This is a genomic window from Flavobacterium swingsii (genome assembly GCF_900111965.1).
GTDB lineage: Bacteria > Bacteroidota > Bacteroidia > Flavobacteriales > Flavobacteriaceae > Flavobacterium > Flavobacterium swingsii.
Genome location: NZ_FOJT01000002.1, coordinates 408,279 through 427,944, shown reverse-complemented (window position 1 = coordinate 427,944; position 19,666 = coordinate 408,279). Strand labels below are relative to the sequence as shown.

The window sequence follows — 19,666 nt, the reverse complement described above, 5'->3', positions numbered from 1 at the left end:
ATTGTTGGGTTATCTTATAGTATCCATTTTATTTGTTTTTTTTCTAAAAACCAACAGTGGAGTTTTAGCATTAAAAGACATATCGGTTGAGGTAGTTGGTTCAAATAATCGATCAAACCAGCTGCGGTTTTGTTTGGTAAACAATACTACTAATGAGGGTTTCATTACTAAAATCCCTTCTCTTAATTGATCGTTTAAAGGAGAAATAGGATTCGTTTTTCTATAATGGAAGTTAATATCATCTGTTTCATATTTTAAAGCCAAAGCGTTTAATTTTTCTTTATCGCCTTTCAAATGCACTGCATAATCGTAATGCAGTACTTTTACTTTTGCTTTAACTGAAGTTGCCAATGCAATCACTTCTCGAATTTCCATATCAATATTTTCAATATCGGAAGCATAGCAGATCGTTTTAATAGGCTGAATTCTATAATTGTTTGGAATAACAAAAACCGGAATAGGCGAATCTGTAATAAGGTGAGAAGAAGTGGTGCCGAATAATTTATTCAATACTCCTGCTCCTCTTGCGCTTACACAAATGAAATCTGCTTTGGATTCTTTGGCGTAAGAAATAATTTTATTTCCAATACCATTTCCTAATTCACATACACATTTGTAATTAATTGGAGTTAAGTTACTGTCCTTGTAAATTGTTTCAATAAATTTTTCTAATTTTTTCTGATGCTTTTTTACTTCCAAAGCATCAAATGGTGTATAGTGCAAATTACTAAAGGCAGAAGGAATAGAAACCCCAACAACAACATTATAAAACAACAACTCTATATTCGTTTGTGATGCCAGTTGAATGGCAAAACGTATGGCTTTTTTGGAATTAGCTGAAAAATCAGTAGTTACTAAAATTCTTTGCATGACTATCTATTTAGGTGTTAATAATAAGTTAGATAAACAGGCTAATGTATTCCTGTTTCGTACTGTAAAGTTGATTCACTAAAGCAAAATATTTGTTATATAACTTTTATAATTACTTATATTATTTACTAATTAGGGTAAAGAGGCTTAACTTTTGATATTTTTTATTGATAAGAAGAATGTTGAGTTATCAGTCTTTCGGTCGAGACAGGTTATTGATTTTACCAATCATACAACTTGCATAACTTTTTAATTGCTGCAACAGTCCATTTTCTTCAGTTGCTTCTGGATATCCAAGAGAATGTAGTTTTTGTATTATTTTATGTCTATCCAAATTATCGTCATGAATCAAGCATACTGTGTCATTTTCTTGATCTATAGTAACACTGTCTACTCCTTCTATTTTCAATAATTCACTTTTTATTGTTGTTTCGCACCCAGCGCATTTTAAGTTTGCGATGGTTATTTTTTCTGTTTTCATCTTTATACAGTTTAGAGTTATTTTTTTAATAATATAACAGGCTAATTCCTATATCCCTGAATTAAAATACACAGAGAATCTTCTAAAGCTTCAACAGCATGTATTTCTTCTAAAGGGATATCGAACTCTTCGTATTTATCTATGATTTTATTCCAACTAGCTCCAATGTAATTCACTTTTCCATTCATCACAGTTAGTTTAGTAGGCACACTTGTTTTATGCTCTTTTAGAGTCATTCCTTTCTTGAATGCCAACACAATAACCTTAAAAGCAATTCCTTTGTGCATTAGTTTTGCAACCGGATCGCCCTTCAATTCCAATTCTGCTATTGCTTCCTTAATTGCCATGATTTTTGTTTTTTAAATTGATAAACTCATATTCATTGAGGTAATAGCATAATATATTGCCCAGCCAATGAAAGTGATAATAACGACCCAGAACCAAGCTGGAATAGAACGGGGTGTCTCGCTTCCTTCAATAAGAAATTGCTTTTGATCCCCTTTGCTATAAGCATTTATCATAATGGGGATGATTCCATCGATGATTTCATTTTCTTTTATCCCTTCAATAGCAATGGCTGGACCATTACGGACACTGAAAGGAATTTTTCTGACACCTTCTTTGCCTAAAGTGTCTTTACTTACAATTTTTAGAGTATGCTCACCATCAACTAATTTTCGAGTATCCAATTCAAAATTTATGGGTACAGGAAAAATGCCATACGGTTTTGGGTCATCATCTAAAAATACGATTACGGAACTTTTATTATTCATACTATTTTATTTTAAAATTGAATATTTGATATGATCTGCATTTTTTTCTCCCGGTTTTACAAGCCATTTTATGGAGTATAGCAAAGTAATTACTGCGATAATTATTGTAATCCAGATACTTACATAATCCCAATTACTTTCTGGTCCAGCACCGTGAACAATACCTTTTAAAATTTTAGGCTGGTTGCGTTCGCAAACCGGACAGGCCAATAATCCTGCCGGTATTAATAAAATAAATAATAGGCTGCCTTTTTTCATAATCTTCTAATTAGATGCCGAAGCTTTAATTTTTACAAAATCCATTATTTTTTTAATTTCCTCAGGGGTGACTTTTTTCCCTGTATTACCCCAAGCACTTCTTTCATAATTAATGATGGCAGCTACTTCGTTTTCTGTAAAATTCATATTCGTTCCTACAGCAGCCATAACACCGTAATCAGCTCTTGCATCATAACCATTCATAATGATGTCCACATAAAGTTCCAGGTTTTCGCCTGTAACCACTTTACTTCCTTTCAAAGACGGAAAGGACCCTTTTAAACCTTCTCCATTGGCTTGATGACAACTCATACAGTTAGCTGCATAAAGTGCTTCCCCATCAACAGTGCCAACAGAACTGCCTTTTCCACTATCTTTAGTTACTGGTTTTTTATATAGAAAATCCAATGGTTTGGTTCCGTCAGGTAGAGGTGTTTGTTTTAACGATTGCAGGTAAGCAATCAGTTGAAGTGCTTCCTTTTTTGCTACGACTTTCCCTGTTTTACCATTTAAAAACTCGGCTGGCATACTCACAACAACATCCGTTTTGGAAGGATTCTCTTTTATTTCAAAAAGCCATTGGTAGCTTGGCATTATAGATTGTGGTACCACTGATCTTGGATGAAATAAATGCATTAAATTCCAATCCTTACTCGGTTGTCTGTTTCCAACATCTGTAAGATCTGGCCCAGTTCTTTCGGTTCCCATAAGTGTGGCTGTATTTTGCCAAATGCTTGTTCGGCCAATGTTAGCATAATCTGAAGCCATTCCGGGTCTGCTGCCGAACATCTTATCCATTTCCACATTACGTACTTGTTGCGAGTGACAACCTACGCAACCTTCGGCAATGTATATTAGTTTTCCGGCTTTTGCGTCACCTGAAAGTGGAACTGTACCTGGTAATGGCAGATTATTATACTGATTTTCAAATGCCGGCATAATTACTACGATATATGTTAAAAATGTAAATAAGGCTCCTGCTGTCAGGTATAGTCTTTTATGGTCATTAAATATGTTCATATCGTTTTATTGAAGTTGTTTTTTTAAAATTTTAAAAGCTTCGGCTTTAACGTCAATCTCTTCTACTTCTTTTGATGTCATTTTATAAAAATTATAAGCGAAGACCAAATGAGAAACAAACATCAAACTACCTCCAATGGCTCTCCATAACCAATAATCAAACATCAATACTACACTATCGATAAACGGTTTTCCTTCCATCCACATTAGTCCTCTTAAAGTGGCACCTACTGACAATGGAATAGTGTAAAAAAGCAATCCTATAAATGCCAACCAGAAATGTACTCCAACTAAATGCTGTGGTGGTTCTTTACCAGTTAGTCTTGGTATTACAACATAGAATCCGCCCCACAAAGCAAAAGTTATAATTCCATAAAATCCTAAATGAGCATGAGCCACGGTGAAATCAGTAAAGTGCCAAATAAGGTTGGTGAATTTGAATGCCTCAGCTGTTCCCTGTATTGAAACAATAAAATAGTAAACTACAGCTACTAAGAAAAAAGGTAAAGTATAGCTAGTAGATACTTTATGCCATTGTCCTTTGAAAGTCATCGTAAAATTTATTGTAGCTGCCACTACCGGAATAATCATACCAGCACTTCCAACAATAGCTACAGTTTGAAGCCACCATGGCAATGGAGCGAATACGAAATGATGTGTCCCAATGATGGTATAAAATATAATTTGGGTCCAAAATGCCATAATCCCCAAACTGTAAGCATAGATAGGCTTGTTTATTTGCTGCGGAATAAAATAATACAGCAATCCAAGTGTATAAAGTGTAAACCACATCCCAACCCCTGAGTGCATAAAATACCCCTGTACAATAGTTTCACTCACACCATCCTGCCAAAAAGGCAAGTACGCTGTAAGAGCTACAATAATGGTAAATATGATGGCGGATACAATATACCAATTGGCAATATAAATTTCTTTTGTGGTGCGTTGGGCCACGGTCATAACAAAATTTGCCAATGTAAGGATTAGTGCTACTGCAAATAATGCCATTACGGGCCAAATATATTCTCTAAATTCACCACCACCATTATTGATACCAGACATTAGACATAAAGACCCTAGAACAACCATCATATTAGTTAGTGCTAATGCTATCCAGCCCCATTTTATGCAGTAAATTTTAGCATTACTCACAATAGGCACTACATAATAGCCCAAACCGATCATCGCTAGTGAAGCCCAACCCCAAAAAACAATATTGGTATGTACAGGACGTAATCTACCAAAACTTAGCCAGCTAATGTGGTCAGCATCTGGAGATACAAATTTAATTCCTAGATATTCCCCAATGCCTGTTCCAACTACTAACCAAAAAACAGCACAGCCAAAATACCATAGGATAAGTTTGGAAATATCAGGTGCCAAACTTGGTTTATGAACTGCCTTCTTTTTTAAGGCTGTAAAGTGAACTTCATGTTTATCGCTCACATTGTGAAGAATTCCTATAGTATCTTCCGCCTTCTCAGTACCCGAAAGCTCCTCGTTGGTTAAAGTAAAATCTAAAGATTCTTTACGTTTTACCAACATATCTTCTATGTCATGATCTTCTGATTTTTCAATAAATGCTGCAAAATTTTCTGCTTCGCCCATTTTATTTTTATTAAAATAGACCTTCAAAGCATTATTTGATTTAATCATCGCATATACAATTCCTAATAAAATAGGTACAATCATCAAAACGATAGTGATTATTATTCCAGGTTGCGAAAAGAAGGATTCTTTTTCTGCTGCAAAATTGTTCTGCGCAAATAGACCACTTGTAGATATTAGAAACAGGATAAGAATACTACTCTTATTATTGTTACAATTACCTTTTTCTTTGCAATTACCAGAACATTTTTTTGATTTTAGCTTTATAAATTGTTTTATCTGGTTTTTGTCTAAATTCTTTAGATAATCATAAAAATGTTGCTCCTGATTCTCATTATTCCATTGTTTATTTTTAATTAGCTGTTCTCTAAAATTGAGATACAAGCTTCCAATCAAAACAATGATGGGAATGACCAACATGATGACCAAAATCCACATTCCAATTGAATTATTTTCTGCAATCATGTTAGTTGCGTTTTGGGCAAACATTGGTTTGGAAACCAATAACATCAACAAAAGTGCAATGGGTATTTTTTTATTTAATTTCATAAGTAAATTTTTATTTTTTAATCTTCTCTAATAAACCCTTCAGTAATCATTTGCTTGTAAATGACTTTAGAAATTTCATTAGTCATTTTTTTTATCCCACTCGGTTCGAATGTTTCGGTTATACCCGACCAGATTATTTTATTCTCTTTTATGGAAAAAACAAGTGTAAAAAAGATTCGTAAAGTAAACCCTTGTAAGGCTTTTACTTGATTTAAGAAGTGTCATAATCTTTGAATTTATTGGTTAAACATTTATTGCTTTTCAATAAGTAAAGGTCATTTCTTCAAAATACTTTTATCTTATACTATTTTTTAAAAGACTTATAGAATTTACAGAATTTTTCAAAAAAAGTGTCAAGAAAAGAATGGGAAAATTTGGTATAATTGAAAACTAAAATTTGAGCATAACTCTTTACATAAAAATATTTTTAAGTAAATCTTTTACCGATAAGTAGTAATAATTAATGTGCTAGAGCAGTACTGAAAAGGTTTTGGTATTTTCTTTTATAAAGTTTGATTAACTCATACCAAATGACCGATAAAAAGCCAATTCCGACACTGAGATATAATTGGGATGTATTCAGTCTTTCAAACTCAAAGAATTTTGTCAGAGGTTCGACATAAATTAATAATCCTGTAATTATAGTTGTAAGACCGATAATAATTAAAACCAAGTCATTTTTATATTTCATTGTTGTAATAATGGAATAGTAAAAAGAGCGATTCATCAGAGTTAAAAAGATATTAGCTGTAATCAAAGCTGAAAAAACCATAGTTCGGGTGATCGATTCATTAAAATTTTGATGTATGGCAACCTGATATACCAACAAAACTCCAATCGTTATAAACAATCCTTGAATGATACTAGTAGATAATTCTTTCCAATTAAAAAAAGTTGACGTAAACAAACGGGGTTTCTGTAACATTGCGTTCGTTTCTATTGGTTCGTTTTCATAAACAATTGAACATGTTGGCCCCATTATTAATTCCAAAAATATGATATGTATTGGAGAAAAAATATTAGGATAAACCCATCCAAGAGCTAATGGAATAAAAACGATAAGAATTATTGGAATATGAATAGAAATAATAAATTGGATTGCTTTTTTAAGATTGGCATATATTTTTCTTCCCATAGCCACAGCATCGACCATTTTAGACAAATCATCATCGATTAGGATTAAAGAAGCGGTTTGCTTGGCTATTTCTGTTCCTTTTTTGCCCATGGCAATACCTATATGAGATGCCTTAAGTGCCGGTCCGTCATTAACACCGTCTCCGGTCATGGCAACGATTTCATTATTTGATTTTAAAGCTTCGATGATTCTCAGTTTGGCCTCAGGGAACATTCGTGAAAATATATAAGTTTCCTGAACCATTTTTTTTAGCTCTTCATCAGATAATTTCATTAGTTCATCTCCTGTAATACTTCTTTCAAATCCTTTAAAACCAATCTGTTTGGCTATGGTCATTGTTGTTGTTACATTATCCCCAGTTATAATCTTAACATTAATACCCGCCTTATAGAAATGCTGCAATACCTGTTGAATATTCTCTTTTGGAGGATCATAAAAAGCAACCAATCCTTTGAATGCAAAAGAAAATTCCTGTTGTGTTTTTGGATAATTATCTCCCTTAAAATCAGATTTAGCTACAGCTAATATTCGATAGCCTTCAGAAGCCATCATTTTAATAGCTTCTACTATTTGACTTTTCTCTTTTTCTGTAAGCCCGCAAAGATTGATAATAGCTTCGGGAGCTCCTTTGGCAGCAATGATTCTGTTATTTGCATTATTATCTTTAAAAATATGCGTCATCATAGGTGGTTTCCCACTTAATGGATATTCGTGAACCATGCTGTAGTGTTTTCTTTCATCATCTGAAAAAGTTTTTGCATAAGCATCGTGCAGAGCCACTTCCATGGGATCAAATGGAATTGGTTCGCTGGCCCACATTGCCATTTGGATTAGTTCTTTTTCATCACTATTTAAAATATCTACAGCTGCGTTTATTTTTAAGGATTTCAATGTAAAAAGAGAAACCAGACTCATTTTATTTTCTGTAATTGTTCCTGTCTTATCAACACAAATAACCGTGGCACTACCCAATGTCTCGACTGTCTTCATTTGCTTTACTACAATCCCCATTTGCATCATTCTCCAAGCCCCCAGAGCCATAAATGTAGCAAATGCGACAGGAATTTCCTCAGGCAAAATACTCATGGCCAGCGTAAGCGACTTCAATAAACTGTCAAATAATAAATGGGTTTGAAAATAATTGATACTCCATACGATTAGAAAAACAAAAACACCAACAAGTGCCATTTTTTTTACAAAATTGGAAATTTGATTTTCTAACGGCGTTTTTTCTTCGTTAATGGCTTCAAGACCCTGACCTATTTTACCCAATTTGGTTTCTCCTCCAATAGCAGCAACCATGGCAATGGCTAATCCCGTGGCAACTGTCGTCCCTTGAAAAATCATATTATCTGTTGCTGATTGTTCTTTGTAGACAGGAAAGGATTCTCCTGTCAGGATTGCCTCATTTACTGAAAAATCATTAGAATGGATAATTGTACCATCAGCCATAATTAAAGTTCCTTCTTCAACTATCAAACTATCATCTATAACTAAATCTTCACTTTTAATTTCGGTTATTTTGCCGTTTCGTACGACTTTACAGTTGGGTTGGGTAAATCTTTTTAATTTTTCTAATGCATTGCGGCTTCTGGACTCCTGGTACATTGAAATGGATGAAACCAATACAATTGCCAAAGCCAGAAAAATTCCATCTACTGTTTTTCCGTTTATGAAGTATAGGAATGAGGCAACAAACAGTAAAATAATCATTGGATCTGTTGCAAACTTTTTTAAAGCATCAAAAAAAACACTTTGTCTTTTATGCTTTATAACATTGCTACCATACTTCATTTTGGAAGTTACTACTTCCTCATCAGTCAATCCCTTTATATTGAAATTTTTTACAGACATCTCATAACAGTAAATGATTTATGTAAGTATGCTATTGACTGAAATTATATAGAATTTACATTTTATTCAAAAGCCAATTGAGTCTTTTTTCAATTTTTTGGTATTTGAATACAGCATCAATTATTTTTTGTAATCGTAAAAATGCAGTTTCATTTTTAACTACGTAATCAAGTGCTTTGTGATGCATACAATCAACTGCTACTTCAATCTGATCCTGAGAAGAAAGAATTACCACATGGATTTCAGTGTTAAATTCTTTAATTTTATCGAGTGTTTTTATACCATCCATAGCATTTTCATCTACACCATCAAGATAATAATCAAGAATGATTACCTGAGGGTTTTTAGATAGATTTTCGATACAAAGTTCCCCAGTAGCAAATGTTTCAACTTCAAATTCACCTTGATTTAAAAATTGAATTTCCAACGATTTTAAAAAAAACGCATCATCATCGACCAGGAAAATTTTGATTTTATTTTGATTTTCCATTGTTTAATTCTTTTTAATATTGAGTTCAGATTCAAGCTTAACACAAATTTGTTTGCAGACTTCTGTCAGTTGCTTTGCTAAATTTTGTATTTCTTCTGAAAATTCTAATGTATGTGCTTCGTCCTGAATTCTTTTAGCAATTTTTTCCATATCAGTATTAGTACCAATAACTCCAAGAGAAGGAACCATTTTGTGCACTGCTGCTTTTAATTTTTTCCAATCTTTACTAATCAGACTATCTTCTATTATTTTTACTAATGTTAGTGTTTGTTTAAAAAAAACAGTCATCAGCTCATCAATTAATTTGGGATTGGAATTTGTGATTTTATTTAAAAAATCAAAATTAATATATACTGACTCTTGCTTTTGTATTTTTTCTACTACATTATCGCCTTTTACTGCATTACTTTTTTTAATTAAACTCACTATTTTACTGTAGAGAATTTGTTCATCAATGGGTTTTGAAATATAATCATCCATTCCAACCGCTTTACATTTCTTTATGTCAACCGTTGTCACATCTGCTGTAAGGGCGATAATTGGAATTTTAAGTTTTAAAATGTTTCTGATATAATCCGCAGCTTGAAATCCGTCCATTTCAGGCATTTGTAAATCCATGAGGATGATATCGTATGTATTCTTTTCCAATTTTTCTATAGCAAGTTTACCGTTTGCAGCAATATCAGAAGCAAATTCAAATTCGTCTAATAATGTTTTCACCAGAAGCTGGTTAAATTCAACATCTTCTACGATAAGTACTTTAATATTCTTAAGGTCATTATCAACAAATTCAATAATTTCATCTTGGGAAACTACTTCTTGATTCGTCTTTTTAAAATTCAACACAAAAGAAAAAACGGATCCTTTCCCTACTTCACTTTGTACTTGAATACTTCCGCCCTGAGTCTCTACTATTTTTTTTACAATGGCAAGACCTAATCCTGTACCTCCAAATTTTCTTGAAGTATGGATATGGGCCTGTTGAAAATTCTCGAAAATATTATCCAATTCCTCTTTTTCAATACCAATTCCGGTATCAGCAATCAAAAATTCTACAGTCACATTTTCTTGATCTTCAAATAATTTACGAACACTGACAGTTATATTTCCTTCGTTTGTAAATTTGATGGCATTACTCACTAAATTCATAATAACTTGATGCAGTCGAGTAGCATCTCCTTCTAAAACATCAGGGATATTTTCATCGTATTGAACTTCCAGCTTCAAATTTTTTTCCTGCATCTTGATTTCAAATAAATGTAGCATGGTTGAAATGGACAATGACAATCTGAATGGGGTGTTCTCGAAAATCATTTTTCCAGCATCTACTTTAGCTAAATCCAAAATATCATTGATAAGCACAATTAAGGTATCACCGCTTATTTGAATCGCCGTGAGATATTTACGCTGTTCTTCTGTTAAATCAGTCTTTAAAATTACTTTCGTAAATCCGATGATGGAGTTCATTGGGGTACGAATTTCATGGCTCATATTAGACAGAAATTGCTGTTTGGATTTCACCGCATTTTCTGCTTTTATTTTTGCTTCTATTAATTCTTTCTCAATCTTTTTCTGATTGCTAACATCTCTAATGGAAGCGCAGACCAAAAAACCTTCATCGGTATCCAACTTACTCAAACTGATTTCTACTGGAAATTCTGTGCCATCTCTGTGCTGGGCAAAAAGTTCCATACCTTCTCCCATTTTACGAATTCTTGGTTTATCAAAAAAAATATTTCTATGACCTTGGTGTGCTTCTTTGAAACGTGATGGCATCAAATGTTCAATTTTTTTTCCGATAATCTCATTTCTATCGTATCCGAAAAGGGTTTCTGTCTGGACATTCACAGATTGTATATTACCTTCTTTATTTACAATAACAATAGCATCAGGAACCGATTCTAAAAAGCTTTGAAATTTTTTATCGTTGTTATTTTTAGTGCCCATGCCTACTAATTATTTAGAATTGAATTGCCAACTTCTTCGATAGGGCTTCTTCTTTTTTCTTTTAGTTGTCTAAAATAAGAAGGTGGAAAACCTGTAACTTTTTTAAATTGAGCGGATAAATGTGCCACACTGCTATAATTCATTTTATATGCAATTTCAGTAATGGTAAGTTCTCCATAAATCATTAATTCTTTAACTCGTTCTATTTTTTGAAAAATAATAAAGTGTTCAATTGTAGTACCCTGAATATCTGAAAATAAGTTGGCAATGTAATTATAAGTGTAAGAGTGATTTAATTTCTCATTTAAATAATCAGAAAAATTTATTTTGATGTCTTCTTCTGTGTAGTGCACCATGTTTATAATGATGCCTTTAATTTTCTCAATAAGAATTGCTTTTTTGTCATCTATCAACTCCAATCCGGTTTCTAAAAGAGCTGCTGCCAAGTTTTCTCTCTCTTCTTCGGTGATATCTTCCATAATTTCAACTTCACCCAAATCAACCAGACTAAAAGTCAAATCAAATTTTTTCAGCACATCTTTAACCACAATTTTACAGCGGTTGCTTACCATATATTTAATGTATAGTTTCAAAAAAATAGGTATTAGTTCAATAATTACAAACTTCAGTATAAATGTACGAAAAAACCTTACATAATTTACCGATTTTTAGCATATTAAATTCAGAAAAAACAGCTCATTTAAGGTATTGTCTAAAAACAAAAAACCTCGAAAACATATTGTTTTCGAGGTTTTAATTTCCTTTGTGGTTCTAAACCAGCGGAGAAAGAGGGATTCGAACCCCCGGACCTGTTACAGTCAACAGTTTTCAAGACTGCCGCATTCGACCGCTCTGCCATTTCTCCAATAATACTGCAACCATTACTGTATTGCGGTTGCAAATATAGTAAGCTTTTTTGTTTATGCAAACCTTTTTTGAATAAAAAATAGAATTATTTTTTAACTAATTCATTTCGTTCAAATTAACTTTGAAAATAGTTTCTAATAATTTACATATTCAACAATCTCAAGCCCGTATCCTATCATGCCCACACGTTTTCCTTGGTCTGTATTAGATACCAATCTGATTTTAGAAATATCAATATCGTGTAAAATTTGTGCTCCAATTCCAAAATCTTTACTATCAATAACAATTTTTGGTGCTTTCATCTCTCCTTTCGATTGTAACGCTTTAAGTTCATGAATTCTATTTAACAAACTTACCGATTGCATGTCTTGGTTGATAAAAATCACTGCACCTTTACCTTCTTCATTAATCACTTTAAACATGTCGTCCAATTGCTTATCTGCATTGTTTGTTAACGTTCCCAACAAATCATTATTTACTTGTGATGAATTAATTCTAGTAATTACTGAATCCCCTAAATTCCAAGTTCCTTTGGTTAAGGCAATATGTATTTGTTTGTTTGTCGTTTGCTCGTAAGCTCGAAGTCTAAAACTCCCAAATCTAGTTTCTATATCAAAATCTTCTTTTTTAACAATCAAGCTATCATGTTGCATTCTGTAAGCGACTAAATCTTCGATTGAAACTAATTTTAAATCAAATTTTTTAGCTACTTTGTACAATTCTGATAAACGTGCCATTGAACCGTCTTCGTTCATAATTTCGACAATTACTCCTGCCGATTTAAAACCTGCTAATCTTGCAAAATCGATAGCGGCTTCGGTATGACCTGTTCTTCGTAAAACACCACCTTGTTTGGCTACTAAAGGAAATATATGTCCTGGACGCGCTAATTCATGTGGTTTTGTTCTTGAATCTACTAACGACAATATCGTTTTTGCCCTGTCTGATGCTGATATTCCTGTTGTTACTCCATTTCCTTTCAAATCGACAGAAACGGTAAATGCCGTTTCCATGTGGTCGGTATTGTTAGAAACCATAGCTCTTAACTCTAATTCTTTGCAACGGCTTTCTGTAAGTGGTGCGCAAATTAATCCTCGCCCATGGGTTGCCATAAAATTAATCATTTCTGGTGTTACTTTTTCGGCAGCAGCTAGAAAATCTCCTTCATTTTCTCGGTCTTCATCATCGACAACTATAATAACCTTGCCTTGGCGAATGTCTTCTATTGCTTCTTCAATCGTATTTAGTATAATCTTATTTGTAGTCATTTTTTATTGTAGTTTGTTGCGTTGTGTGAGTTTGATAAATATGTTTTTTATTGGCTCTGTAATTCCATCGAAGCTTATACCTCCATTATCATTTATTGCTTTTCGTGTTAGAAAAATTGCTAATGGTACTAATATAAAAAACGAAATCCAAGCACCAAAAAATGGTGTCATTCCTGATTCTTGCGCTACTTTTTTACCAAATGTATTTAGAAAGTGAAAAGTTATAAATATTAACATGGCAAAAACTATTGGTAATCCCAACCCTCCCTTTCTAATGATAGATCCCAGCGGTGCACCTATAAAAAACATTAGAATACACGCAAAAGAAATTACAAACTTTTCGTAAATAGATAACCAAAAACTATTTATATCCTTTTTTCTATACTGTAATGAAATATCATTAATATCAAAATTTTGTTTAGAACTTAATGCATCACTTACAGCTATTTCTAAAATTTTTGATTTCTCAGCTTTAGATAAAAATGTAAGTAATCCTATTGTTTTCGGCTTCTTAGGACTTATAGAATCCGCTTGTAAATTTGTGTTTATACCAACTCTCTGATACACATTATCAGCAACAGATACAATTTCTTTATTGTAACTTGTGCTTAATGAATCGACAGCATATCTAAGTTCCGACAAATTCAACATATAGCATGAATTCGTGATATTTTCTTCACTTCCTTCTACTTTATTCAATTTAGACAAATCGATATTGATATTGTATTTTTTGAAATTTACTTTTGCAAAAGGCATTTTTTGACGATCTTGATAATTTTTGGGTGTAATGTCTTCATAATAATAACCATCTAACAATACTAATTGTAATAAATTAGATTCTTCACTACTTATTAATTGTCCACTTTTAGATTTTATAACCGTTTTTGCACCTTCGCCAAGATCAGATTTTTTATGCATGGTTACTCCTTCTAGGAATTCGCCGTTTTCACCAGTTTTTTTATCAACCTTTATATTTATATTTCCAATTGTACTAAACTGACCTTCAGCAATTGCCATGGCTGGTTTTACTTGGGCTATATTTTTTCTAAAATTGGTAAACTTAAATTCGGCATACGGAATGACATTGTTTGCAAAAAAAAATGCACCTACACTTAATAAAAGTATAAAAACCGTTAATCCTTTCATTGTTCTTTGAAAAGAAATTCCTGCCGATTTCATAGCTGCAAATTCATAATTTTCGGCCATATCCCCAAAAGTCATTATTGCCGATAAAAGTATTGATAACGGTAATACCAAAGGAACCAAACTTGGCATTTTGAAAAGTAAAAATTTCAGAATTAAAATTATATCCAAGTCTTTTCCAGCCAATTCCGAAATAAATAACCAAACAGTTTGAAGGATAAATATAAAAATTAAAATCACAAATACAGACACGAATGAAGTCAAGTACGTTTTTAGAAGATATTTATCAAGAATTTTCATTCAGTTTAGTCCAATTTATTAATGTAATACTTAGGATATTTGCTTTGCACAAAAGTAAACTGATTTTTTGGTAATGCTTGGTTGGTTTTGAAAGAATTAACAGTCAAAGTGATTTTTGTACCATTTTTAGCAACTGATATGGTATTGTATATCTGATTTGTTGCCATATCTACTCCAACCAAAATTTGTTTACGTTCGTCTTTAGAACTTATTGGAGTTAATTTTACATACTGAATTTTTTTGCCTTTCACGTTTTGCGAAATATCCCAAGCATATTTGAAACCTTTGCTAAAAAAAGTAAGCATTTTTGCTGGTGTATCGTTATCATCTGCACTTCCGCCAATGTTTGAAATAGATATTTCTTCGTCTTCAGGAACTATCGAATATAATTTTTTCCCATCGCAAAGTTTTGTAACACCCATAAAATTCAACACATATTGATTTCCGCTTAAAGTTACGTTTCCTTTACTTTCCTGATTTACGTTTTCCTTTAGATTTTGTAATGAATACTTAAAATCTATTTGAATATTTTTATAACTTTTTACTTTTGCCGAAACTTTATCAAGCAATGCTTTTGCTTTTACTGCGTCTTGGGCTTGTGCAGAAAAACTAAAAATTATTAACATTAAAACTATTATCCTCTTCATATTAGTTATTATTTTTTTCATTATTAAAGAATTGTTCTAAAGCGACCAAATCCGGAATATTTACACCACGTGCTTTACTTCCTTCAAATGGTCCAACGATTCCTGCAGCTTCCAACTGATCTATTAATCTTCCTGCGCGATTGTACCCTAATTTTAGCTTTCGCTGAATTAAAGAAGCAGATCCTTGTTGTGCTGTTACAATTACTTCGGCAGCATCTCTAAACAAAGAATCTCTTTCGGATATGTCCATATCAAGTTGTATGCCATTATCTTCCCCCACAAATTCTGGAAGCAAATACGCTGTTGCATAAGCCTTCTGAGAACCTATAAATTCGGTGATTTTTTCCACTTCTGGCGTATCTACAAAGGCACATTGCACACGAACCAAATCGTTTCCGTTACTAAATAACATATCACCACGACCTATTAATTGGTCTGCTCCTCCTGAATCTAAGATGGTTCTTGAATCAATTTTAGAAGTCACCCTAAACGCGATTCTTGCAGGAAAATTGGCTTTAATCATACCTGTAATTACATTTACCGATGGTCTTTGCGTTGCAATTATTAAGTGAATTCCGATGGCACGAGCTAACTGAGCCAAACGAGCTATTGGTAATTCTACTTCTTTTCCTGCTGTCATAATCAAATCGGCAAACTCATCGACAACCAATACTATATAAGGTAGAAAACGATGTCCCGCTTCTGGGTTCAGTTTTCGTTGTTTGAACTTGTCATTATATTCTTTAATATTTCGAACCATTGCGTCTTTTAGTAAAGAGTAACGGTTGTCCATTTCTACACAAAGTGAATTTAAAGTTGCAACAACTTTTGCATTATCGGTAATAATGGCTTCATCAGTATCTGGTAATTTTGCTAAATAATGACGCTCGATTTTATTAAAAAGTGTTAGCTCGACTTTCTTCGGGTCGACCAAAACAAACTTAACTTCCGCTGGATGTTTTTTGTATAATAATGAAGTTAAAACCGCATTTAATCCTACCGATTTTCCTTGTCCTGTTGCTCCAGCCATCAATAAATGGGGCATTTTTGCTAAATCGACAACAAAAGTTTCGTTAGAAATTGTTTTTCCTAATGCGATTGGTAATTCCATTTCGGCTTCTTGAAATTTAGCTGAACCAATTACCGATTTCATAGAAACCATACTTGGATTTTTGTTCGGAACTTCGATACCAATGGTTCCTTTTCCTGGAATTGGTGCAATAATACGAATCCCTAATGCCGAAAGTGATAGGGCAATATCGTCTTCTAAACTTTTTATTTTTGAAATACGGATTCCCGCTTCTGGTACAATTTCGTATAACGTAACCGATGGACCAACGGTTGCTTTTATTTGTGCAATTTCAATTTTGTAGTTGCGTAAAGTTTCTACAATTTTGTTTTTATTTTCTTCTAATTCTTCTTGGTTGATGGTGATTCCGCCAGATGAATAATCTTTTAACAAATCGATTCCTGGGAATTTGAAATTTGACAAATCTAATGTTGGGTCAAATTCTCCAAAATCGGCAACCAATCGCGAGGCTAAATTTTCTTCTACAATATCTTCTTCTTCAACTTTTTCGATAACAAACTCATTTTCATGTGGTTTGTGATTATTATCTATTAGAATTTCTTCTTTTATAGTTGGTTCTAATATTAATTCGGAAGCATTAGAAATTGTAGGTTTCAGACTTTCTTTATTAATTTCGAATTGAGAAACTGGTTTCAAAGTGATTTCTCCCAAATCTTCTTCATCAGATTGGAAATCGAACTTTTTTGCAGGAATTTCAGCTTCTTCATCAGTTGCAAATTCTTCTAAATTATAAGTAGAAGTTGTATTGTTTATTGGTTTTAATTCTTCTGCAATATCATTTTTAGTTTTCTCGAAAAAGCCTTTAATCTTGTCTGGTGAAACTTTTATTTTAAAGATTAAATAAATAACTATTCCAAAAATTAAAGCCAATAAAGTTCCTGATTTTCCTATGTAATCTTGCGAAAATAAATTCATCTCATAACCTATTACGCCACCTAATTCTGGCAAATAATTACCGAAAAATCCAAAAAGAATCGATAAAATTATGATAACGAAAATATCCCAAAACCAAGTTTTTTTTAATTTCCCTATTGCTAAGTCTAAAACTAAATAGGCACCTGTTAAGAATAATAATCTAATAAATAAAAACGATGCTACTCCAAAACCTTTGTATATGAAGAAATCTGACACAAAAGCGCCAAATTTTCCTAACCAGTTTTGAATATTAGGATTTCTTGAAGTAAAATTACCCAATTCGCTTTGGTCGTATTTTCCGTTTACAAAATAGGATATAAATGATAACCCAAGAGCAACTGCAAATAACACCAATAAAACACCGATGGTAATTTTTTGTTGGCGAGATACACTAAAACGACTTAACAAATTCGTTTCTTCGGGTTCTGTTGGGTTTATTTCTTTTTTAGCTTTTGCCATTAGTAGGTTTACAGTCTTTTAGTTTTTATAAAAATATTGGTAAATAAATCATTAAACCTATTGCAATTGCAGTCATAGCTGCAAAGAAAACAGCTCCTGCCGCAATATCTTTTATAAAACCAATACGTTCGTGATAATCTGGATGAACAAAATCAGCCACTTTTTCGACAGCAGTATTTAGTCCTTCAATACCTAAAACTAGTCCGAAAGCTAGTATTTGAAACATCCAATCGGTTCTGGAAATTTGAAAATAAAAACCAGCTATAATTAGTATTACAGCGATAGATGATTGCACCATAACACTGTGTTCTGTGGTAATTAGCTTGATTGCACCTTTTAGCGCAAATCCCATGCTTTTAAAACGACCTGTTACAAAAGTATTGTCTTTCTCAAATTTCACACTCATATTATAATACCGCTAAAGCGTTTTCGTAATTTGGTTCATCTACAATTTCTGGAACTTGCTCGCTATATTTTATAACGCCATTTTCGTCGAGAACGATTACAACTCTAGAGTGCAAACCAGCAAGAACAGAATCTGTAATTTCAAGACCATAATTTTTACCGAAGCTTCCGTCTTTAAAATCTGATAAATTTTCGACATTTTCTAATCCTTCAGCACCACAAAAACGTTTTTGAGCAAAAGGCAAATCGCGAGAAATACATAATACTTTTGTGTTATCTAATGTGCTCGCTTTAGCATTAAAAGTTCTTACTGATGTTGCACAAGTTCCAGTATCGATACTTGGAAAAATGTTTAGCACTACTCTACTTCCTTTATAATCAGCTAATGAAACTACCGATAAATCACTTTTTACAAGTTTAAAATCTGGGGCATTTGTACCTACTTGTGGTAAACTTCCTGATGTATTTATAGCGTTCCCTCCTAATGTTATTGATATCATTTTCGAATAATTTTAATGAGTTTCAAAAGTAGTAAAAATAATTAGGATTACAGAATTTAGAAATTATGTTTTTGAAATAGATTCTTGTGGAAAATTTAACATTAAAATTAATTTCATATTATTTATTTATCGTAATATTGCAATATACAAATACATTAAAACCATGGGAGCATCTAAATCAGAATCCTTTTCGGACGAGCAAAACGAATTGGCAACACTATTCAAAGCGCTTTCGCACCCAGCAAGAGTTGCAATAATTGAATATTTACTAACTGTAGATACTTGTATTTGTGGTGACATTGTAAACGAATTGCCACTCGCCCAGCCTACTGTTTCTCAACATCTAAAAGAACTTAAAAATGCAAAAATTATACAAGGAAGCATCGAAGGAACTTCAATTTGTTATTGTATTAATACCGAAACACTGAAGAAATTTGAAAATTATTTTTTCACCATTACTAAAAAATTAAAAGAGAAATGTTGTTAACTAAAACTATAAACCATGAAACTATCAGAATTTAAAAATCAGTTAGAAAATGTAGCGCAGTTAGAATTTGTGTTGCAAAACGGACAAAAAGTACCTTCCCATTTTCATATAACCGAAATTGGAATGACCACAAAACAATTTACTGATTGTGGTAATACTTTCAGAATCTCTAAAAAAGCGACACTACAATTGTGGACATCAGTCGATTTTTACCATCGATTAGAACCTAAAAAAGTGATTTCGATAATTGAGGCAACTTCAGGAATGTTTGAAGGTGAAGATCTGGAAATTGAAATCGAATTTCAACAAGAAACAGTAGGTAAATTTGGATTGGAATATATTGACAATCAATTTGTTTTAACCAACACCAAAACCGATTGTTTAGCTAAAAGTAATTGCGGAATTCCTGTCGAAAAAATAAAAGTAAAACTAAACGAACTGCAAGAAAACATGGCTTCTTGTTGTGCACCAAACTCAAATTGTTGTTAAGTATGAAATCATTTATTATCAAATATAAGAAACCCATTATAATCACTGTTTCTATCACAGTTTTACAATTAATTTGGGGTTTTGATCCAAAATTTTGCGCTATAAATTTAA

The 19,666-nt window shown here is 32.6% G+C and carries 19 protein-coding genes and 1 tRNA gene; 2 read left to right on the top strand and 18 right to left on the bottom strand.

The features are described from left to right. Positions 1 to 9: 9 nt before the first annotated feature. The 18 genes from BM053_RS04780 to tpx all read right to left on the bottom strand — a co-directional run bounded on the left by BM053_RS04780 (position 10) and on the right by tpx (position 18,579). Positions 10 to 870 carry a universal stress protein gene (locus BM053_RS04780; protein WP_091474592.1) on the bottom strand — a complete coding sequence of 287 codons (861 nt, stop codon included), beginning with the start codon at positions 868 to 870 and terminating at the stop codon, positions 10 to 12. Between the two features lie 190 nt (positions 871 to 1,060). Next, on the bottom strand, positions 1,061 to 1,351 hold the full coding sequence (locus tag BM053_RS04775; protein ID WP_091474590.1) for a heavy-metal-associated domain-containing protein: 291 nt from the start codon (positions 1,349 to 1,351) through the stop codon (positions 1,061 to 1,063). Between the two features lie 41 nt (positions 1,352 to 1,392). After that, entirely contained in the window at positions 1,393 to 1,698 is a 306-nt protein-coding gene (locus BM053_RS04770; RefSeq protein WP_091474588.1) for a cupin domain-containing protein, read from the bottom strand. Positions 1,699 to 1,710: 12 nt separating this feature from the next. Further along, positions 1,711 to 2,124 (bottom strand): cytochrome C, encoded by a 414-nt coding sequence (locus BM053_RS04765; RefSeq protein WP_091474586.1) that lies wholly within the window; start codon positions 2,122 to 2,124, stop codon positions 1,711 to 1,713. A 6-nt stretch (positions 2,125 to 2,130) separates the two neighbouring features. Next, the gene (locus tag BM053_RS04760) at positions 2,131 to 2,382 is read right to left on the bottom strand and encodes a hypothetical protein (RefSeq protein WP_091474584.1); all 252 of its coding nucleotides are present in this window, start codon (positions 2,380 to 2,382) and stop codon (positions 2,131 to 2,133) included. A gap of 6 nt (positions 2,383 to 2,388) precedes the next feature. Then, positions 2,389 to 3,402: a cbb3-type cytochrome c oxidase subunit II gene (locus tag BM053_RS04755; protein WP_091474582.1), complete on the bottom strand. Its 1,014-nt coding sequence runs from the start codon at positions 3,400 to 3,402 to the stop codon at positions 2,389 to 2,391. Positions 3,403 to 3,408: 6 nt separating this feature from the next. Further along, positions 3,409 to 5,520, bottom strand: a complete 2,112-nt coding sequence (locus BM053_RS04750; RefSeq protein ID WP_091474759.1) for a cbb3-type cytochrome c oxidase subunit I — start codon at positions 5,518 to 5,520, stop codon at positions 3,409 to 3,411. Between the two features lie 499 nt (positions 5,521 to 6,019). Further along, a complete protein-coding gene (locus BM053_RS04745) occupies positions 6,020 to 8,548 on the bottom strand; it encodes a cation-translocating P-type ATPase (protein WP_091474580.1) in 2,529 nt (842 codons plus the stop codon). A gap of 55 nt (positions 8,549 to 8,603) precedes the next feature. Beyond that, positions 8,604 to 9,038 (bottom strand): response regulator, encoded by a 435-nt coding sequence (locus tag BM053_RS04740; RefSeq protein WP_091474578.1) that lies wholly within the window; start codon positions 9,036 to 9,038, stop codon positions 8,604 to 8,606. A 3-nt stretch (positions 9,039 to 9,041) separates the two neighbouring features. Next, positions 9,042 to 10,985 carry an ATP-binding protein gene (locus BM053_RS04735; RefSeq protein ID WP_091474576.1) on the bottom strand — a complete coding sequence of 648 codons (1,944 nt, stop codon included), beginning with the start codon at positions 10,983 to 10,985 and terminating at the stop codon, positions 9,042 to 9,044. A gap of 5 nt (positions 10,986 to 10,990) precedes the next feature. Beyond that, a complete protein-coding gene (locus BM053_RS04730) occupies positions 10,991 to 11,578 on the bottom strand; it encodes a helix-turn-helix domain-containing protein (RefSeq protein ID WP_091474574.1) in 588 nt (195 codons plus the stop codon). 187 nt (positions 11,579 to 11,765) lie between these two features. Next, positions 11,766 to 11,850: transfer RNA gene (locus tag BM053_RS04725), tRNA-Ser, on the bottom strand. A gap of 136 nt (positions 11,851 to 11,986) precedes the next feature. Then, positions 11,987 to 13,120: a 3,4-dihydroxy-2-butanone-4-phosphate synthase gene (ribB, locus tag BM053_RS04720; RefSeq protein ID WP_091474572.1), complete on the bottom strand. Its 1,134-nt coding sequence runs from the start codon at positions 13,118 to 13,120 to the stop codon at positions 11,987 to 11,989. A 3-nt stretch (positions 13,121 to 13,123) separates the two neighbouring features. Then, positions 13,124 to 14,563, bottom strand: a complete 1,440-nt coding sequence (locus BM053_RS04715) for an LptF/LptG family permease (RefSeq protein ID WP_091474570.1) — start codon at positions 14,561 to 14,563, stop codon at positions 13,124 to 13,126. A gap of 5 nt (positions 14,564 to 14,568) precedes the next feature. Continuing rightward, positions 14,569 to 15,210, bottom strand: coding sequence for an outer membrane lipoprotein periplasmic chaperone LolA1 (locus BM053_RS04710; protein WP_091474757.1), 642 nt, complete (start codon positions 15,208 to 15,210; stop codon positions 14,569 to 14,571). 1 nt (position 15,211) lies between these two features. Continuing rightward, positions 15,212 to 17,674 carry a DNA translocase FtsK gene (locus tag BM053_RS04705; protein WP_091474568.1) on the bottom strand — a complete coding sequence of 821 codons (2,463 nt, stop codon included), beginning with the start codon at positions 17,672 to 17,674 and terminating at the stop codon, positions 15,212 to 15,214. Between the two features lie 25 nt (positions 17,675 to 17,699). Beyond that, positions 17,700 to 18,074: a diacylglycerol kinase family protein gene (locus BM053_RS04700; RefSeq protein WP_167357299.1), complete on the bottom strand. Its 375-nt coding sequence runs from the start codon at positions 18,072 to 18,074 to the stop codon at positions 17,700 to 17,702. A 7-nt stretch (positions 18,075 to 18,081) separates the two neighbouring features. After that, a complete protein-coding gene (tpx, locus tag BM053_RS04695; protein WP_091474564.1) occupies positions 18,082 to 18,579 on the bottom strand; it encodes a thiol peroxidase in 498 nt (165 codons plus the stop codon). 163 nt (positions 18,580 to 18,742) lie between these two features. On the opposite strand from tpx, the gene BM053_RS04690 reads away from it, so the two are divergent. Together BM053_RS04690 and BM053_RS04685 are read left to right on the top strand one after the other, a co-directional pair. Then, entirely contained in the window at positions 18,743 to 19,066 is a 324-nt protein-coding gene (locus BM053_RS04690) for an ArsR/SmtB family transcription factor (RefSeq protein WP_091474561.1), read from the top strand. A 15-nt stretch (positions 19,067 to 19,081) separates the two neighbouring features. Beyond that, positions 19,082 to 19,555 (top strand): DUF6428 family protein, encoded by a 474-nt coding sequence (locus BM053_RS04685; RefSeq protein WP_091474559.1) that lies wholly within the window; start codon positions 19,082 to 19,084, stop codon positions 19,553 to 19,555. The last annotated feature ends 111 nt before the right edge of the window (positions 19,556 to 19,666 follow it).